General features: G+C 37.4%; 15 protein-coding genes and 1 pseudogene. All 16 read right to left on the reverse strand.

The genetic code is table 11. The features are described from left to right. Window positions 1-72 precede the first annotated feature (72 nt). Complete coding sequence (locus F4V57_RS08775) at window positions 73-1,794, reverse strand: ABC transporter ATP-binding protein (protein ID WP_070070631.1); 1,722 nt, start codon at window positions 1,792-1,794, stop codon at window positions 73-75. A 9-nt stretch (window positions 1,795-1,803) separates the two neighbouring features. Next, on the reverse strand, window positions 1,804-2,655 hold the full coding sequence (locus tag F4V57_RS08780) for a glycosyltransferase family 2 protein (RefSeq protein ID WP_070070630.1): 852 nt from the start codon (window positions 2,653-2,655) through the stop codon (window positions 1,804-1,806). Continuing rightward, a complete protein-coding gene (locus F4V57_RS08785; RefSeq protein ID WP_070070629.1) occupies window positions 2,655-4,550 on the reverse strand; it encodes a hypothetical protein in 1,896 nt (631 codons plus the stop codon). Before F4V57_RS08785 ends, F4V57_RS08780 begins: the two co-directional genes overlap by 1 nt. 115 nt (window positions 4,551-4,665) lie before the next feature. Next, window positions 4,666-5,091, reverse strand: a complete 426-nt coding sequence (locus F4V57_RS08790; protein WP_070070628.1) for a pilin — start codon at window positions 5,089-5,091, stop codon at window positions 4,666-4,668. Between the two features lie 271 nt (window positions 5,092-5,362). Further along, entirely contained in the window at window positions 5,363-5,833 is a 471-nt protein-coding gene (locus F4V57_RS08795; protein WP_407642996.1) for a pilin, read from the reverse strand. After that, a pseudogene (locus F4V57_RS15110) lies at window positions 5,806-5,902 on the reverse strand (prepilin-type N-terminal cleavage/methylation domain-containing protein); the annotation flags it as partial. The pseudogene F4V57_RS15110 and the gene F4V57_RS08795, both read right to left, overlap by 28 nt. Window positions 5,903-6,083: 181 nt before the next feature. Beyond that, window positions 6,084-7,181 (reverse strand): ABC transporter permease, encoded by a 1,098-nt coding sequence (locus F4V57_RS08800; protein WP_406564531.1) that lies wholly within the window; start codon window positions 7,179-7,181, stop codon window positions 6,084-6,086. Next, window positions 7,178-8,302 (reverse strand): ABC transporter permease, encoded by a 1,125-nt coding sequence (locus tag F4V57_RS08805; protein ID WP_070070734.1) that lies wholly within the window; start codon window positions 8,300-8,302, stop codon window positions 7,178-7,180. Before F4V57_RS08805 ends, F4V57_RS08800 begins: the two co-directional genes overlap by 4 nt. A gap of 5 nt (window positions 8,303-8,307) precedes the next feature. Next, entirely contained in the window at window positions 8,308-9,393 is a 1,086-nt protein-coding gene (locus tag F4V57_RS08810) for an HlyD family secretion protein (protein ID WP_081409259.1), read from the reverse strand. A gap of 9 nt (window positions 9,394-9,402) precedes the next feature. After that, window positions 9,403-10,902 (reverse strand): TolC family protein, encoded by a 1,500-nt coding sequence (locus tag F4V57_RS08815; RefSeq protein ID WP_070070626.1) that lies wholly within the window; start codon window positions 10,900-10,902, stop codon window positions 9,403-9,405. A 145-nt stretch (window positions 10,903-11,047) separates the two neighbouring features. Beyond that, on the reverse strand, window positions 11,048-11,638 hold the full coding sequence (locus F4V57_RS08820) for a tetratricopeptide repeat protein (protein WP_070070625.1): 591 nt from the start codon (window positions 11,636-11,638) through the stop codon (window positions 11,048-11,050). Further along, window positions 11,635-12,228, reverse strand: a complete 594-nt coding sequence (metW, locus tag F4V57_RS08825) for a methionine biosynthesis protein MetW (protein WP_070070624.1) — start codon at window positions 12,226-12,228, stop codon at window positions 11,635-11,637. Before metW ends, F4V57_RS08820 begins: the two co-directional genes overlap by 4 nt. A 3-nt stretch (window positions 12,229-12,231) precedes the next feature. Beyond that, complete coding sequence (metX, locus tag F4V57_RS08830; protein ID WP_070070623.1) at window positions 12,232-13,383, reverse strand: homoserine O-succinyltransferase MetX; 1,152 nt, start codon at window positions 13,381-13,383, stop codon at window positions 12,232-12,234. Between the two features lie 101 nt (window positions 13,384-13,484). Continuing rightward, entirely contained in the window at window positions 13,485-15,182 is a 1,698-nt protein-coding gene (gene leuA / locus F4V57_RS08835) for a 2-isopropylmalate synthase (protein ID WP_070070622.1), read from the reverse strand. Window positions 15,183-15,544: 362 nt separating this feature from the next. Continuing rightward, window positions 15,545-16,651, reverse strand: coding sequence for an alpha-hydroxy acid oxidase (locus F4V57_RS08840; RefSeq protein WP_141729277.1), 1,107 nt, complete (start codon window positions 16,649-16,651; stop codon window positions 15,545-15,547). 1 nt (window position 16,652) lies between these two features. Beyond that, window positions 16,653-17,336: a Fe2+-dependent dioxygenase gene (locus F4V57_RS08845; RefSeq protein WP_070070621.1), complete on the reverse strand. Its 684-nt coding sequence runs from the start codon at window positions 17,334-17,336 to the stop codon at window positions 16,653-16,655. Between the last annotated feature and the right edge of the window lie 76 nt (window positions 17,337-17,412).

Below are 17,412 nucleotides of genomic sequence, written 5' to 3' on the forward strand. Positions count from 1 at the left end.
TTATCCTCAATTAATTAAGATAAAATCTGTAATCCGATTATGCCCCAACGCATATTATTTTTTAACACAATTTTACTCTCCCAGCTTTAATATTCGATCACACTTTGCCACAGCACTTTCCCGATGCGCAATAATGACCATAGTCTTTTGCCCACTTAAAGCCTGTATTGCTTCATTTACCGCTTGTTCTGTTTCTACATCCAATGCACTGGTTGCCTCATCCATAAATAATATCTGTGGATTTTTATATAAAGCTCTAGCGATCCCGATTCGTTGTCGTTGTCCACCAGAAAGCATGACACCACGTTCCCCAACGATTGTATCATAGCCTTGAGGGAGTTGTTGCGTCACAAACTCATGAATTTGTGCGTGTTTTGCCACAAACGCCACCTGTTTGAAATCTATCTGATCTTTAGGTATTCCAAAAGCAATATTTTCAGAAATACTTTTATCTGCAAGGTAAATACTTTGTGGCACATAACCAACCAAATGTTGCCAAGATGCAATGTTTTCTTTATTCAGTGTAATATTGTCGATTAGTATTTCGCCTGTCTGAGGTGTTAATAGACCCAGCATAATATCCATCAAGGTACTTTTGCCACTGCCACTTTTACCAATAATGCCGATACTACTATTCTTTGCAATTTCAAAATTCAAATGACTAAGTACGGCTTTATCTGCTCGGTTTGGATAGCTAAAACATAGATTTTTAATCACAATCTTATTTTTAAAGTTTAAAGCAGTTTTTGTTGGACTATCATCTAAATCATCCGACCTAGACTCTAATGCAAATTCAGGCGTAAGTAGTGATAAAACTTTATTTGAAAACTTTATTTGTGTAATCGCTCGATACATATTTTGTGCAGCAGGTAGCATTCTATATGCTGCAAAACCATATAAGCCCAAAATAGGTAAAATATGCGAAACATCTTTACCCGACATAACTAATACTATCGCCAAAATGATCAGGCATCCATAGCCCACAGTTTCAATGATATATAAAGGAATTTGTCCTAGCGTATCTCGTGTTGCAATATGATTGGCAAAAATACGGGAATAATATTCAAAATTATCAATATATCCTTGTGTGGCATCATTGATAATTACATCTTTAATTCCACCTAAAGCTTCCTGACAAGATTGATAGCGTTCGGTATTTGCTTCGGTAAAACTTGCTCCAATCTGATCCAGTTTTTTTCGTACAATCCAGTAAATAATAAAATAGAATCCACCAAGTATACATGCCGTAGAAATTGCCATAATAGGATCATAGATGAGCAATATTGCAATCATGGCAATTAATACTACACCATAAGACATTAGGTTTAGAGCAGGTAAAATCATTGTCCAGATCAATTGATCCACTTCTGATAAAATATTTTTTATAAGTACAGAGCTATTACGTTGAATAAAAAACTCGTAATTTTGATTTAAATAAATTTTAAGAAGACGTGTAGAAAAATAATGGCGTTGTAAACTGGCAAATCGGTTTAAAGTGTATTGTGTTAAAATTTTAAATGCTGTAGAGATTACAACTATAAGTAAGGATAAACTACCAAGATATAAAATAAATTGTTGGGTATTTTTAACAGAAAAAAATTGATACAGTTGATATAAAATTGTATTGCTTTCAATAATTTTTGGGTTAGATAAAACAGCCAAAAAAGGCATAATGGAAACAACACCTGCCGCTTCAATCAGTGCCATTATCATAACTAGAACAAGCGTTAATAATAACTTGCGTTTGTCCAGTGGCGTAAGGATGTGCCAAAGCTGTTTTACTGTTGTCAACATACCTAATCTCTATTTATTATCCTTATACATCAACGCCGTAACTTGTTCTGAAATCAAGCCCATTAAAAAAATCATAATACTACCTGTATAGAGTAATGCACTCATATTGGTAAAACGATTATAGCTGTACAATGTATAACCATACCAGCCAGTTGCTATTAAAAATAATAAAACAGCAATAGGTAAAAACATTTTGAGAGGAGAGAACAGGGTTGCAATCTTAAAAATAATTAGAAAGAAGCGGATTCCATCTTTAAGTGGTTTAATGTGGCTTTTACCAATACGCTTAGCTGCATGAATAGGTACATAAGTAACTGAGTAACCCGCTCGAAAGAATGCCATCGTACTCGTTGTCGGGTAAGAAAAACCATTTGGCAGTAAATATAAAAATTCCCGAAATTTATCAGCCTGTACGGCACGAAAACCCGAAGTTAGGTCTTCTACTTTTTGTTCAGTCATATAGGTTGCCAAACCATTATATAATCCATTAGCTACACCACGTCCAAGGCTGGCCTGAGATCCTCTTTGTCTTGCACCAACAACCAGATCATAACCTTGTTCTATTTTTTCTAATAAACGAGGAATGTCATTTGGATCATGTTGTCCATCTGCATCCATAAAAATAATAATATTACCTGTTGCAGTTCTGGCGCCTGTTTTGATGGCTGCACCATTACCTTTAGAGTAGGGATGCGTGACCACAATTGCACCAGCATGTTCTGCAACTTCTTTGGTGGAATCAGTCGAACCATCATTAACAACAATAATTTCATCTATAAGCTGTAAAGCCTGAATTTGAGCAATGGTTTGACCAATTGCGGCTGACTCATTTTTGGCAGGAAGAACGACACTGATTTTCATTATGTACCTTTTTGTGTTGATTCTGCATTACGAATATTACGTTGTTCAATCAAAATTTCTTGATGCCAGATGCCTTTTGTATCAGACTTTATTGCTAGGTTTAGTTGTTGCTGTGCTTCAGTAAATTTATGCTGAAGACGATAGATTTGAGCAAATATTAAATAACCATTGGTATCCTGTTTTAATTTTATAGCATCTTGCATGAATTCTTCACCTTTTTGGAAATCATGAGCAACAGATACAAAATATTGAGCCAGTAATTTATAAAGTTCAGCTTGAATATCAGGGCTTGTTTTGGAATTTTCCAGACTTGCTGAAATTATACGAACAGCTTGATTGTGTTCAACATGACAATCACCTTCAATTTGACAATTTGCAAAAGCGCTTAAAAAACTAAGATTACTATTATAAAATGGATGATGTTGTAAATTATAGACAAGCTCATCTACAACTCGATTAGATATAGGTTGATTGAGATAAGATGCTAAGTGTAACTCTGCAAACCATGCTCCATTGCCAGGTTTATAACTTCTTTTTGCTAGTTCTAGGTATTTCCATGCTTGTTCTGCATAGTAAGTTTTTTTATCAGGTTCATTTTGCATCAGTTGCATAAATACCCTCGCCATCTGATAATTTGCCCGATCAGATTGTGGATGCATGGTTGCTTCATATAAGCCTTGATCAACCAGATTTGACCATAAATTAGCACGTTGCCAAGTTGTAAATGAAAGATTACAAAAATAAACTAATCCAAAAAAGTATATGGTCAATTTGATTTTTTGGGATGAAATTTGTGTAGTATAGAATACAGCCGCAAGAATAAAACCAATGGTACCAAAATAATTACGATGTTCATGGACTAATTCTAAGCTAATAAAAGTTGATTCCATCAGTTGACTAATAACATACCAACCCCATGCGAACAAAATTAAAGGAAATCTTTTTGCTATGATTAGACTAATTAAGCTAATAATGATTAAGCCAAGAATAGACCATAATGTTGTAATTGGATGTGTAAATGATGATGAAATAATAAAATCATCATGGTATAAACTTAAATCTGATAGTAATGGAAAAAAGATAAGCTTTAAATAATAAAAAATAACCCTGGATTCGGTTAGTAATCGCTCAATGGTATTAAAGTCACGGTTACCTGAGATTGATGTTGAAATATAGGGTACAGCAATATAGATGAGGAGAATAAATCCAAGAATAACACCCACCCATAAATACTGAATTAATTTGAATTTACCTAATTTGATATCCTGTTGCTGTAAGTTTTTACCTTGGAAAATCAGTAGTTCTATCCAATAAATTAAGCCAATAAAGAGTAGACCAGATTCTTTACTAAATATTGAAGCAGTTAAAGATAAAACAATTCCTAACCATGAAATTACACTAAAAGAAATGGTTGAATTTTTTATACGCCACGAACAATAAAAAACAATCGCTAAAAAACCAAATAATGTGGATAAGCTAGTCATTCTCTGTACAACATATAGGATGCTGGTGAGATTAATAGGGTGTACTAACCAGATACTTGCTATAGCAAGTGCCATCAATGTTGTATTTTTTTTGATATTTGTTCTGCTAATTGCTAACCAATTAAATATCTGTAAACTAAATATATAAATTAAAATACCATTAATTAAATGAATAACTAAATTTGTAATTTTAAAATAAAATGGGTCAAAGCCTGTAAAATAATGGTTTAGTGCAAAAGAAAGCATACTGATTGGGCGACCGAGTGGGCCAGCATCACCAGAGTAAAATGCAGCTCTAAGATTTTCAAAATTTAAAGTATTTATTGCAAGTGCTTTATTATCTAAAATATTTGCAGGATCATCAAAAACATAATTTCCCTTTAATCCTTGGTAATATATAAAAAATGTCATTAATAAGATAATAACTAACCCAATAAAATAATTTCTTTTTATCACATTTATTGCTTCCAAAATTTATAAAATAAAGAAAGCACCCAAAGGTGCTTTCTTTAGATATTAAATCTGATTAACGACAATTTGCTGGTAAATATTTTGCATCTAATGTAGAACCAGCTTCACATGTCCAAGTTACAGAGCCACCTTGACTAGCAGAACCTTGTAAAATTAAAGTTGCGTTATTTGTAACTTTAGTATTATAAGTAATAGTGATTCTTGATGCATTTACAGCAACCGATTTAACAGCATTACCTGTAATACTTGAAGCACTAGCTAAACCAGCATCAGTATTACCTGTGCTACTTGGCCATTCACCTTTAGATGAGTAATATTCAGTTACCGCAGCCTTAGCTCCACTGGCCAAGCTTAAACCTTCAGAAACGTGAGCACGTTTTGTATAGTTTTGATAAGCAGGAATCGCAATTGCTGCCAAAATACCGATAATCGCTACAACGATCATTAATTCAATTAAGGTAAAACCTTTTTGAGCGTTCATTCTTTATCTCCAGAAATGAAGTGTGTTTACTTATGTATCTGTTAGCATAAACTATGCCAATTAGAAATATTTATAAAAATCAATAACTTATCTAATATTTTAATTTGTGCTTTGTAAGTTTTTTGTTAGAAATATGAGTAAAAGTGACAATAAATGTCACTTTATGACCTTCTTGTTATTTAGGTTTAATTAATGAAAAATTTCAAAGAATGATAGTGTTCAGTGATAAAAACATTTAATAAAATTTATCAAGAAATACGCTATATGATTGTTATTGAACAACATTACTACTTACATAATGTCTACAAGTAGATGGCATATATCTTAATAGATTTGTCCTATCACTGGTGTTACTAGTTTGTATATAACAAGCCCATTGATATGAACCATTAAAATCATAATTTTCAACGTCAGATACATTTGTAAATAAACTTTTTCCATCATTTTTTGTTAGGCTTAAAGAAATAATGGCATCATTGGAGTCATAGATAAAACCTGGAACAACATCAGATTTCAAATAAGCATTGATACGTCCTTGAGCAGAAGAATTGGTTACTTTTTGGATATATTGAACGCCCGTATTATTATCAATTACACATGCTGGTAAATTACTAATAGACGATGGAATTTGACCATTGGATGAAAAATATTCAGTATATTCTGCTTTACATGCATCTAAAAAATTAATCGCTTGAGAAATTCTTGTTCTAACGAGATATGTTTGATAAGCAGGAATTGCAATCGCTGCTAAAATACCAATAATTGCAATTACAACCATTATTTCTATTAAAGTAAAACCTTTATTGTTCATATTTATCTTCCAAAATGATATAGTCAGCAAACTTTGTGCCACATTATTTTATTTATAAATAACAATGAGATGAAGTATTTTGGGGTTTGTGTTTTGACAAAAAATGTCAACAAATACTTAAAAGTGTCAATAGATCATTTTTATAACACAATATTTAGAAAAATATCAATCCAAGCTAAAATCAGGATCTTAATCTGCGCCAAGCTAACCAGCCACATAGTACCGTGATTGCAATCAGGTAATATAATTTAAAGCCTGTTTCACTAAAATGCGCGCCCATCTGATTTAACTGAATAAATAATTGTACACCATGTGTAGATGGAAAAATTTGTACAAAAAACTGTAACCATTCAGGCATGGCAGCATGTGGCCATGCAGCACCACTCATTAAAAATAAAGGAATTGAGCTAAATACAATAACATGACCTGCACGTTCTGGCCGATCCAGATAGCTTGCAATCAGAATTGCCAGACTAATCACACAACTGACAAAAATAGGTACGGCCAATAACATTCCCCAGAAGTTACCACCTCGTGGATAATCATAAAGCCAAAAGGTAAAGCCAAAAAGATAAAAACACCCCAGACAGCCGATGGTCAACATGGCTGCATAAAATGCCAAAAATTCAGTGATTGTTGGATGCCATAAGCGTTGTCGATAACCGGCAACTAACATACAAATTCCCAATAATAAGGTCTGGTGAATAATCACTGGAGCAACCGCAGGAAAGACGTAGCTGCCATAGCCTGAAAGGGTATTAAATAAGGGAATTTGATGGACAGATAAATCTGGTTGAAAATGTGTGCGCTGAGTAAATTGTTCACTATAATCTGTCAGGGTTTGCTCAATGGATTGTACTAACCCAAGCCCGATTTGTTTGGTTTTTAAAAAGTTTGCTGTACTGAGATACAGTCCGATACCTCCGGTATCTCCTCTTCGAATACTTTGGCTTAGATGATCAGGCAATAATAAAATGGCATCGGCTTGTTGTGTCTGTACTAGATATTCGGCTTCAATAAAATTACTGCTAATACCTTGAATTTGAATATCCGGACTTTTTTGTATTTCGGTAATGATGGTATTAGTCAGAACACTTTGTTCCTGATCGACAATCACCAAAGGGACAGCTTCGGCTTGTTGCCCCTGATAGGCTGTAGGATAAAAGAAACTATATAGAAATACCGATAAAATCAGTGTTGTAAGAATAGAGTGATTTTTGACAATATTTTGAAAAGTTTGTAGATAATACTGAAAAAATTGTCGGAGGGTATGTTTCACGATTGTCCCTCCTTTAGATTGGTTTTCCAGTATTTTTTGAGAAAAAATGCAGCCAGTGCAGCATAGAGCAGGACATAAATGACTAATAATGCCAAAGGTTGTAAGGAAACCCATAATGGACTGCCCACGACCCATTGTTCGGTTTGCAATTTGGCGTATGCTGTATAGGGAATAATATTGGCCCAGAATTTGGTAAACAGTGGTGCATTATTCAAAGGTAAGGTGACGCCTGCAAAACTAAGGGAAGATCCACCATAAACAGCAATGATGCCAAAAGTTTTACTTAGATTTTTTGTGGCCATGACCAATAAAATTGCCAGTAACGCATAGGCCAGATACAATAAAAATTGTCCTAATAAAATCAGACTAAGTTGACCTGCAATAAACCAGCCACGAATTTCTACTAACCAGAACATCCATAGCCATGTCCAGAATAAAAATATCCCGCAGTACAATAAACTTTTTGAAAAAATTGTGACCCATACTGAGGATTTTGCGGTGGCTGTGAGTAATTGGCCTGTACTGAACGCAACGCAGCAACATAACAATAGATGTAATACTGCCATCACCACAAACGGTTCCAGATAGAATTCATAACTCATATCAGGATTGTAGAGTACAGATATTTTGATGTGTGGTGTTGGAATATTAAGATAAGGAATGGTTTGTTCTAGATAATTTTCTCCACCAAATTCTGCCATACCACCGATTGCAGAGGTCATCATGGCACTGGAAATAGTATTGCCGATACTAAAGAAAGATTGATTATAGGCAATGCTGATTTGTGCATCCTGTGCATTAACCAGACGGTTTTCTGCACCTGCGGGAATATGAATATAACCCCAAATTTTTGTGGCATTGAGCAGTTGTTCGATTTCTTGCTGATTTTCCGAGATACGATAAACGCTCAGGCTATGATTGAGATTTATACGGTTTTCAATGCTGCGACTCAGGTCGCTGTGATCCTGATCAATCACGGCTATAGGCAAATGTTCAGCTTTACCGGCAGAAAACATGCTGGTAAACAGGAGAATAACAAATAATGGCGCCAGTGTGACCATCGCCAGATCCCATTTATTTGCAATGAGTTGGCGGAGTTCCTGTCGCAGACTGTGCCACATGTTATTTACTCTTGTGCAACGTTGAAGATGACACTCATGCCGACTTTAAGATCGGGGATTTGCTGGGCAGGCACCAAATGTAATTTAAAACTACGAATATCATAACCACCTGTTTGTCGTGTGGTTTTTAGGGTGGCGAACTCACCTTCGGCATCAATACTACGAATATTAAAACGGGCAGTTTTGTTTAATGCCGGAATAAATCCTTGCAGCGTTTTTTGTTGGTAAACCTTGGCATATTGATCTTCTCGAATATTTAGGCTAACCCATTGATCTTGCTGTAAAATACTAATAATTGGTACACCTAGTGCGACTAATTCCGATTTTTCTCCATAAATTTTGGAAATTGTACCATTGACTGGTGCATGTAAGATGGTTTCTGCATCCAATGCATTGGCTTCTGCCAGTGCAGCTTTTGCAATTTCAACTTGTGCATCGGCGGAAGACTTTTGTTCTGGTGTGCTGCCACGTTTGGCTCTGGCATACTGTTGATAGGCAGCTTCTGTCATTTGGCTGGCAGATAGGCTGGCAGCATGCATTTCATCACGCCGTTGTCGGGAAATAACACCTTGTTGATAAAGATTTTCTCCGCGGCGATAGGTTGTACTGGCTAGAGCTGCTTGTGCCTTCACGGCTTGCCAGTTGGCATACAGGCTCTCAATATTTTCCTGTTGCGAACCACGATCGGCGGTAGATTGTAATGCCAGTGCGGATTGTAGTGCAGCTTGTGCCTGCTGTTTTTTTGCGTTGACTTCGGGGCTACTTAGTTTGATGAGTAGTTGTCCTTGTTGAATGTGTTGTCCTTCCTTGACATAAATCTCTTCAATTCGACTCGGGACTTTCGTACTGACATGCAGGGTATCGGCTTCTACACGCCCTTGAATACTGACGGTTTCCGGTTGATAACTTTTCCATAAGCCAAAGGCAATCAAAGCCAAAATCAGCAGGATAAGCAGTATTATCAGAATTTTTTTCAGGACAGATTTTTTATCCGAATCAGGTGGCTGGACAGTATTGTCAGAGGTAGATGCAGAATCCACATGAGGCGCTGCTGTATTGTTGTTTGAAGATTGATGAGATTGATCGTTCATACAGGCGTCCTATGGTGTTCTGACAAGGTCAGTTTGGGGTTGATCAATAAATTGTCTAAATTCATCAATCGAACCGTGACTCTGTAGCAGCGTAGCAAGTGATATAACATATTTATAGGCATTGAGTGCCATATCGCTTTTTAACTGGTTTAATGCATTTTCAGCATCAATGACTTGTGTTGCTGTTCCCATATCTTCTTTAAATGATAGATTCTGGATACGTAAATTTTCTTGTGCTGCCTGTATATTTTGTTTGATCAGTTGGTGGCTGTGCTGAGCATCATTCATTTCGTTATAGGCTTTAAAAATCAGATTGCTGAGTTCCTGCTTGGACTTTTCAGTAATTAATTCTGCGGCACGGCGTTGCATTTCTGCGGACTGAATCTGTTTTTTACTGTCTATTCCTGAAAATAAATTATAGCTTGCGACCACACCAACAACCCAGTTTTGTTTGTGATCCAGTGCATACTCACCAAAGGCAAAAACTTTTGGACGTTGAGCTGCTTTTTGCGCATTAACTTTGGCATCGGCCAGTTGCGTATCGGCCTGTAATTTTTGAATCAGTGTAGATTGCTGTGGAAAGCTATTTAATAACTGATCAAGCTGAAGTTGTGTTTGCAGATTGATAAATAATGGGGTGGTCAGTGCTGGCAAGTTGGTTTGTTGCAATAAATTCTGTAACTGAAACTGACTGCCTTGCAATTTGCTTTGGGTGGTTTGTAATAAGCGCAGGGCATTGTTGCGAGCGACTTCAAACTGCATGCGCTGTCCTTTACTAATAAATCCTTGTTGTTCTAGTTTTAAGGCATTATCCAGATGTTTTTGCATGGCATCTGCGTTTTCCAGACTACTTTGATATAGTTGCTGTAGTAATTGAACATTAAAATAGCTTTGAATTAATTCGAAGCGATCAGTATCTTGCTGCTGTTGTGTGGACAGTATGCTGCGTTCAGCATTAATGTGTGTGGCAGATTTGGCTTTGCTGATTAAGCCGCCAGTGTAAATTGGCATAATGACAGAAACAGTCGGACGAAAAACCTGATCTTCCAGAGTAAGCGTAGCATTGTTGGGGATTTGATTAACGCCATTGCTAATCGCACTTCCGGCAGTTGACGAAATTTGATCCACTACGTCAGATGGGATACCAATATTAGACAGATCATTTAGTGTGGTTCCAAGTTGTTGGTTTAGTGCAGATTCCAGTCCTTGTTTAAAGGTATTCAAAGGAATATCGACTTCATTATGAAAGGCATAGGCTCGTGCATTTAAATCTACTCGAGGTAAACCAAGCTTATCCAATGAATCAGCTTCAAGTTGGGCAGCTTGTTGTAATGCCTGGCTGGCTTGTCCAGCATAAGAATGTTGAAGTAAATAATCTTCAGCCTGGATATAACTGATCCCTTCGGCATAAGTCTGTGAACTATAGCAGACCGTTAAGCTGATTAAATATGACGAAATAATTTTTAAAAAAGCTGAAGAATTCGCATAAAGTTGTTTTTGTTTTGACATAAAAATATGATCTGTTTGATGTCAGAAGTAGTTTTGATATTAACTTAAAAATTTTCAGATAAAAACAGGATCTATTGAAATCTACAATAGATCCTGTTCAAATCGGTACGTTGTATTCAGATTAAACAGAATAGGGATGATGTATTTATTCGTCAGACTGAATCCAGCGATCTGCACGTTCGCGTGCCATACGCATATCATTTTGGCTCAAATTTGCAGCAAGTTGTACAATCTTTTTCTCAGACATATCTTTAACTTTAAAATCCAGCATACCATCACGGGTGGATAATTCGTACCATTGATATGCACCTACATAATTCTTTGCACGCTCTTCCAGCACGGCCAGATTATAACTGGCACGGTTATCACCAAGTTTAGCAGCTTTCATTAGATATGCTTTGGCTTGTTGTAAATTGCTTTTTACGCCCAAACCGTTGGCATACATTTCGCCAACATTGAGTTGTGCTGATGGAATACCTTGATCAGCAGCCTTTTTAAACCATTGGAATGCTTGAGATTGATCCTGTTTTACGCCAATGCCTTTTTTATAGCGTGAAGCCAGATAAAACTGGGCAGGTGCTTGACCAGCTTGTGCAGCCCGGGTCAATTGTTCAAGTGGCATCGAGGCATATTGGGCGACTGTGGTACTGCTAGACGGCTGCTGGGTAATTAACTCGGCATGTGCGGAAGCCGCAAAAATGGTCATTAAGGCTGTTGTAATGGCAAACTTCTTCATAAGGCACTCACTCGATAAATCGCAGTTTCTCCAAATAAATTGGGTAAATACTTCATAATCGGGCTGCCTTCCTGATTATCGTTAACAGCCAGTCGATTAATGATGCGAATGTTGTTGTCCTTGCATAACGCTTCAAAGTCTTTGAAGGTACACAGATGAATATTGGGCGTATTGTACCACATATAGGGCAAAGCCTTGGATACTGGCATCATGCCTTTTAACGCCAAAAAGGAACGTGTTTTCCAGTGTGCAAAGTTGGGAAAGGTGATAATCGCCTCCCGACCAACACGTACCATATCACGCAGTAATATATCTGGCGCATCTACTGCTTGCAAAGCCTGTGCCATGACTACATAGTCAAAGCTTTGATCAGCAAATTGTTTCAAACCAAGATTAAGATCCTGCTGAATGATATTTAACCCTAATCCAATCGCATTGGCAATTTTTTCTTGATCAATTTCTAGACCGTAAGCATGGACATCATGTTTATGTTGCATGTGTGCCAGTAATTCACCATTTCCACATCCCAGATCTAGTACACGGGTATGAGGTTTAATCCATTTTTCTGCAAGTTGTTGATCTAAACGCATAGCCTAGGCCTCATGGATGGGTTGAAGTGAACTGGTCAAAAAGTTACGTAAAGTTTTGACATAAAGCGGAATTGGAAACAAGAATGAATCGTGTCCCTGTTCTGCTTCAATATCCATATAACTTACCGGTTTATGATGCGTGATTAATGCATTAACGATTTCTTGCGAACGTGCAGGGCTAAAGCGCCAGTCCGTAGTAAAAGAAATGAGTAGGAACCGGCATTTGGTCTGTGCCAGTGCATCAGTTAATGAACCTTCAAATTCTCGTGCCGGATCGAAATAATCTAGTGCTTTAGTCATGATCAAATAGGTATTGGCGTCAAAATTACGACTGAATTGTTCACCCTGATAGCGCAAATAACTCTCGACTTGAAACTCAACATCAAATCCATACATAAATTTGCCGGATTTTAAATCACGTCCAAATTTTTGTTTCATGGCTTCTTCTGACAAGTAGGTAATATGTCCGACCATTCGTGCCAGAATTAATCCACGTTTCGGGTAACTGTCCTGTTCCAGATAACGTCCATGATGAAAATCCGGATCCGATAAAATAGATTGTCGGGCGACTTCGTTAAATGCAATATTTTGTGCATTGAGTTTAGGTGCACTGGCAATAATGACACAATTATGCAAATGGTCAGGATAGTCGATTGACCATTGCAACGCTTGCATTCCACCAAGAGAACCACCAACAATCGCATGCCAGATATTGATTTCTAGTCGTTCTGACAACATTTTTTGCGTTTTCACCCAATCACGTACAGTTACTAATGGAAAGTCAGGGCCATAGGGACGATTACCATTTTCCGGATTAGGTGAGGTCGGCCCGGTTGAACCGTGACAACCTCCAATATTGTTAATGGCAACAACAAAGAAAATATTGGTATCAATGGCTTTTCCCGGCCCGATACAACTGTCCCACCAACCGGCTTTTTTATCTTCGGCATGATGATAACCGGCAGCATGATGATGGCCGGACAGTGCATGGCAGATTAAAATGGCATTGGAATGATCGGCATTCAATGTGCCATAAGTTTCTACCATAATGTCAAAACGAGGCAAAACCCGACCACATTCCAATTGTAGAGGCTGTTCAAAACTAAACTTTTGGGGTGTAACCAGACCCACGGAATCATCAGATGTAAAGCTCACGCTTAACCCTTATTTATTATCAATAAAGAAAGGATACCATTAATCGGTATCCTTTCAATATCTCTAGAAAATTTCAGAAGATTTTAAGTCATGCAGGACCTTTAAACGGCAGAAGCTGCTAACTGATCAACATCAAGTGCATTCTTTTGAATTAAACGATTAATGCAGGCCAAAATGGCTTCAATCGATGCAGTGACAATATTGTCGTGTATACCTACACCAAAACCACTGACAGTTTGACCATGAACCTGAAGCTCAATCATGGCTAATGCTTTGGCATCTGCACCATGTCCGATACTTTTTTCCTCATAGTTCAATACATCTACAGGTAAATCCAGCGCATTTAAGATCGCTGAAATCGGTCCTGTACCCTGACCGGAAAGCTGACGGATATCATCACCAGCCTTGACTTCAACTTCTACACTTTGTTTACCATTGTGATCCGATAATCGATAGTTGATGACCTGATAATGATTTTCACCAGTGTAAACATAACTTTGATTAAATAAATCCCAGATTTTTTCTGCGCTGATTTCGGTACCGTGACTATCAGTATATTGTTGTACAACTTGGCTAAATTCGATTTGTAAACGGCGTGGTAAAACAATACCGTAATTGGATTCAAGCAAGTAAGCGATACCACCTTTACCAGACTGACTATTGACACGAATCACTGCATCATAGCTACGTCCCAAATCTTTAGGGTCAATAGGGAGGTAAGGCATATCCCAAATGTCTTGACTTTTCTGAAATTCAAAACCTTTTTTAATCGCATCCTGATGCGAACCGGAAAATGCAGTAAAGACCAAATCACCTGCATACGGATGACGTGGATGAACTGGTAATCCTGTGCATTCTTCAATGGTCGAGATAATTTCATTTACATTTGAAAAATCTAGATGAGGTGCAACACCTTGTGAATACATATTCAAGGCAATCGCTGCAATATCGACATTACCAGTACGTTCACCATTGCCAAATACACAACCTTCGACACGATCAGCCCCGGCCATAATTGCCAATTCTGAAGCAGCAATACCACAACCACGGTCATTATGGCAGTGTACCGAGATAATGACACCATCACGGCGTGCCAAATTACGGTGCATCCATTCAATCTGATCAGCATAAACATTTGGTGTGGATACTTCGACTGTAGCAGGCAAGTTCAAAATGACTTTATTTTCTGGTGAAGCATCCCAGATTTCGGTGACTGCATCACAAACATCTTTGGCAACTTCAAGTTCAGTCGCAGTAAAACATTCTGGACTGTATTGAAATATCCATTCTGTTTGTGGATATTGTGCAGCATATTCCTTTACTTTTTGTGCTGCATTGACTGCAAGTTGTTTTGCACCTGCAATATCAACATTTAACACTTTTTGGCGGAAAGTTGGAGAATTGGCATTATAGATATGTACAATTGCACGTTTTGCACCTTCAAGCGATTCAAAAGTACGTTGAATCAAGTGATCTCGCGCCTGAACCAAAACTTCAATATAAACGTCATCAGGAATATGATTTTCTTCAATTAATTTACGGGTAAAATCAAAGTCAATTTGTGATGCAGATGGAAAGCCGATTTCAATGTGTTTGAAACCGATTTTCACTAACATCTGGAACATTTTGAATTTTTGTTCGATGTCCATTGGTTCGAAAATTGCTTGATTACCATCACGTAAATCGGTACTCATCCAGATTGGTGCAGCATTGATTTCATTATTTGGCCATTGACGGTCAGGTAAATCGACACGTTGGTACATACGGCGGTATTTTTTGCTTGGATCTTTTAACATCATGTCTAATCACTCCTTGCCTAGCATATTTTTATGGTCAATATGATGTGGCAAAACTATATAAAATCTAAAAATTGAAAATGGGCTGAAATATGAAAATTTCAAAAAATAATTTATGCGCGCAAAAAGCGCAGCATCAGGAGCAATGCATGATGTTTTGCTGTCGATGAGTAAACAAAAAAGTGCTTCACAGTCATCATATTCCATTCACCGTTTAAGTGTGCCATGTCGTGAGGATAGGATATTCGGCTAGCGTAATACTAATTCCCTCTTTCTATTTTATAGTTTAAAAGATATTTTATGAAAATGTTTTCTTATTTTTGCAAAAAACAATGAAGTTATGAAAAAAAATATCGATAAATATCTTAATCAAGGTAAATATGGTCGTTATTAATGTCTTTTATTGTAGCTGTTCCCATTAATGCCATAGTAATTTCAAACTCCTCCTTTAAAATTCTGATCACATGAGCTGCGCCCAATGCCCCCGCTGTTGCTAATCCATAAATATAAGGTCTTCCAATCAGAACGGCCGATGCACCTAAGGCAATCGCTTTAAAAATATCTGTACCCCGACGAATTCCACCGTCTAGTAATAGTGGATAATCTGTCGGAACAAGTTGCCTGATTTTCTGTAATGCATGTAATGGACAAATTGTTGTATCTAGAATGCGTCCACCGTGATTGGAAATAATTAATCCGTGGACTCCCATTTCTACAGCTTTTTTGGCATCAGCAGGATGCAGGACTCCTTTTAGAATAATAGGAAGTTGGGTATTGTTAATTAACCACTCGATGTCATGCCATTGTGGTGCAATTTTCATTAAACCATTAAAAAGAGGGTGTTCTGTGGGAGACACATCCGGAAAACTGATATGTGTAGGCGTATGTGGATGTTGCATATTTTCAGGCAGTTGAAAAAAGATTTTTCGTTCACGATCCCGAATACCCACATGTGGTGCATCAATGGTGATGACAATCGCTTGAAATCCTGATGCTTCAGCTTGTTTTATTAACGGCAATGAACATTCACGGCTACCTTGCCAATACAGTTGAAACCATTTGAAAGGATAGTTTTGATTAACCTCTGTCATGGCGGTATTGCTAAAAGTGCTGAGAATATAGTTAGCCTGCATCACTTCTGCCGCCAGTGCGCTAGCGGCTTCGCCCTGAGGATGAAATAATTGCTGATGGCCAATAGGAGCCAAGAAAATGGGATGAGGGTATTGCTTGCCAAATAAAGTAATCTGGGTATGTCCATGCGTCAGATCATTTAAATGTCTGGGAATAAGCTGAATATCCTGAAATTGCAGCAAATTTTGTTGTACGCTAATTTCATGCATGGCGCCGCCCGTCAGGTAACTCCATGTTTGCATTGATAAGTGCTGGGCAGCCTGTTGCTCGTAATCTGCAATGGTTTGTAAGTTGGCAGGAATGTGTGTTAATGGCGGGAGAGGGTGCTTATTCACGGACATATTAAACTTCACCCCATTGACGTAATAAGTTATGGTAATGATTGGTCAAAGCAAGTGTTTCTTCGCAATCTCCGATTTTTTGTCGGAGTTGGATGATGGTCATATCCAGATTAAATAGCATGCTACGTTGCCAGTCATCCTTAACTATACTTTGTATCCATGTAAAAGATGCAATACGTGCGCCACGTGTCACAGGTTCTACTCGATGTAAACTTGTTGCTGGATAGAGGATTGCATCACCGGCATCCAGTTTTACCTCATGACTGCCATAAGAATCTTCTACAATTAATTCACCACCTTCATATTCATCAGGTTCAGATAAAAAAATCGTCATGGAGACATCTGTGCGAATATTTTTTTGCTGTAATCTTGACCATTGAAAAGCATTGTCAACATGATTGCCATAAGTCCCCCCGTCCTGATAACAATTAAACATGGGCGGTAAAATATCTCTAGCCAATGCAAAAGACTGTACCAGTAGGTTATTTTTGATTGTCTGTGTAACAAATTGATTTAAATTGATATAAAGCTCACTTTCTGTATTGAGTTGTAAGTTGTTTTTAATTTTTTGAGCCTGATGTCCTGCGGTTTTAGTGCCAGAAATCCATTGTTTTTCTTGCTGCATTCGCTCTCGAATATGTTGTACTTGTGCTTTGCTGAGTAAAGCTGGTACATGTAACATCATAATGTATACCCCTTCTTACGAACGATGATAATCAAAACGCCAGCTGTCTTATGGTCAACTGGCGATTGTATGATAA

Origin of the sequence: Acinetobacter qingfengensis, assembly GCF_008693185.1 — a bacterium.
Lineage (GTDB): Bacteria > Pseudomonadota > Gammaproteobacteria > Pseudomonadales > Moraxellaceae > Acinetobacter > Acinetobacter qingfengensis.

Excerpts from the sequence above, each read along its gene's own strand:
- F4V57_RS08775 (WP_070070631.1), bottom strand. The coding sequence starts at position 1,794 with ATGTTGACAACAGTAAAACAGCTTTGGCACATCCTTACGCCACTGGAC.
- F4V57_RS08780 (WP_070070630.1), bottom strand. The coding sequence starts at position 2,655 with ATGAAAATCAGTGTCGTTCTTCCTGCCAAAAATGAGTCAGCCGCAATT.
- F4V57_RS08785 (WP_070070629.1), bottom strand. The coding sequence starts at position 4,550 with ATGACATTTTTTATATATTACCAAGGATTAAAGGGAAATTATGTTTTT.
- F4V57_RS08790 (WP_070070628.1), bottom strand. The coding sequence starts at position 5,091 with ATGAACGCTCAAAAAGGTTTTACCTTAATTGAATTAATGATCGTTGTA.
- F4V57_RS08805 (WP_070070734.1), bottom strand. The coding sequence starts at position 8,302 with ATGTGGCACAGTCTGCGACAGGAACTCCGCCAACTCATTGCAAATAAA.
- F4V57_RS08810 (WP_081409259.1), bottom strand. The coding sequence starts at position 9,393 with ATGAACGATCAATCTCATCAATCTTCAAACAACAATACAGCAGCGCCT.
- F4V57_RS08815 (WP_070070626.1), bottom strand. The coding sequence starts at position 10,902 with ATGTCAAAACAAAAACAACTTTATGCGAATTCTTCAGCTTTTTTAAAA.
- F4V57_RS08820 (WP_070070625.1), bottom strand. The coding sequence starts at position 11,638 with ATGAAGAAGTTTGCCATTACAACAGCCTTAATGACCATTTTTGCGGCT.
- metW (WP_070070624.1), bottom strand. The coding sequence starts at position 12,228 with ATGCGTTTAGATCAACAACTTGCAGAAAAATGGATTAAACCTCATACC.
- leuA (WP_070070622.1), bottom strand. The coding sequence starts at position 15,182 with ATGATGTTAAAAGATCCAAGCAAAAAATACCGCCGTATGTACCAACGT.
- F4V57_RS08840 (WP_141729277.1), bottom strand. The coding sequence starts at position 16,651 with ATGTCCGTGAATAAGCACCCTCTCCCGCCATTAACACACATTCCTGCC.
- F4V57_RS08845 (WP_070070621.1), bottom strand. The coding sequence starts at position 17,336 with ATGATGTTACATGTACCAGCTTTACTCAGCAAAGCACAAGTACAACAT.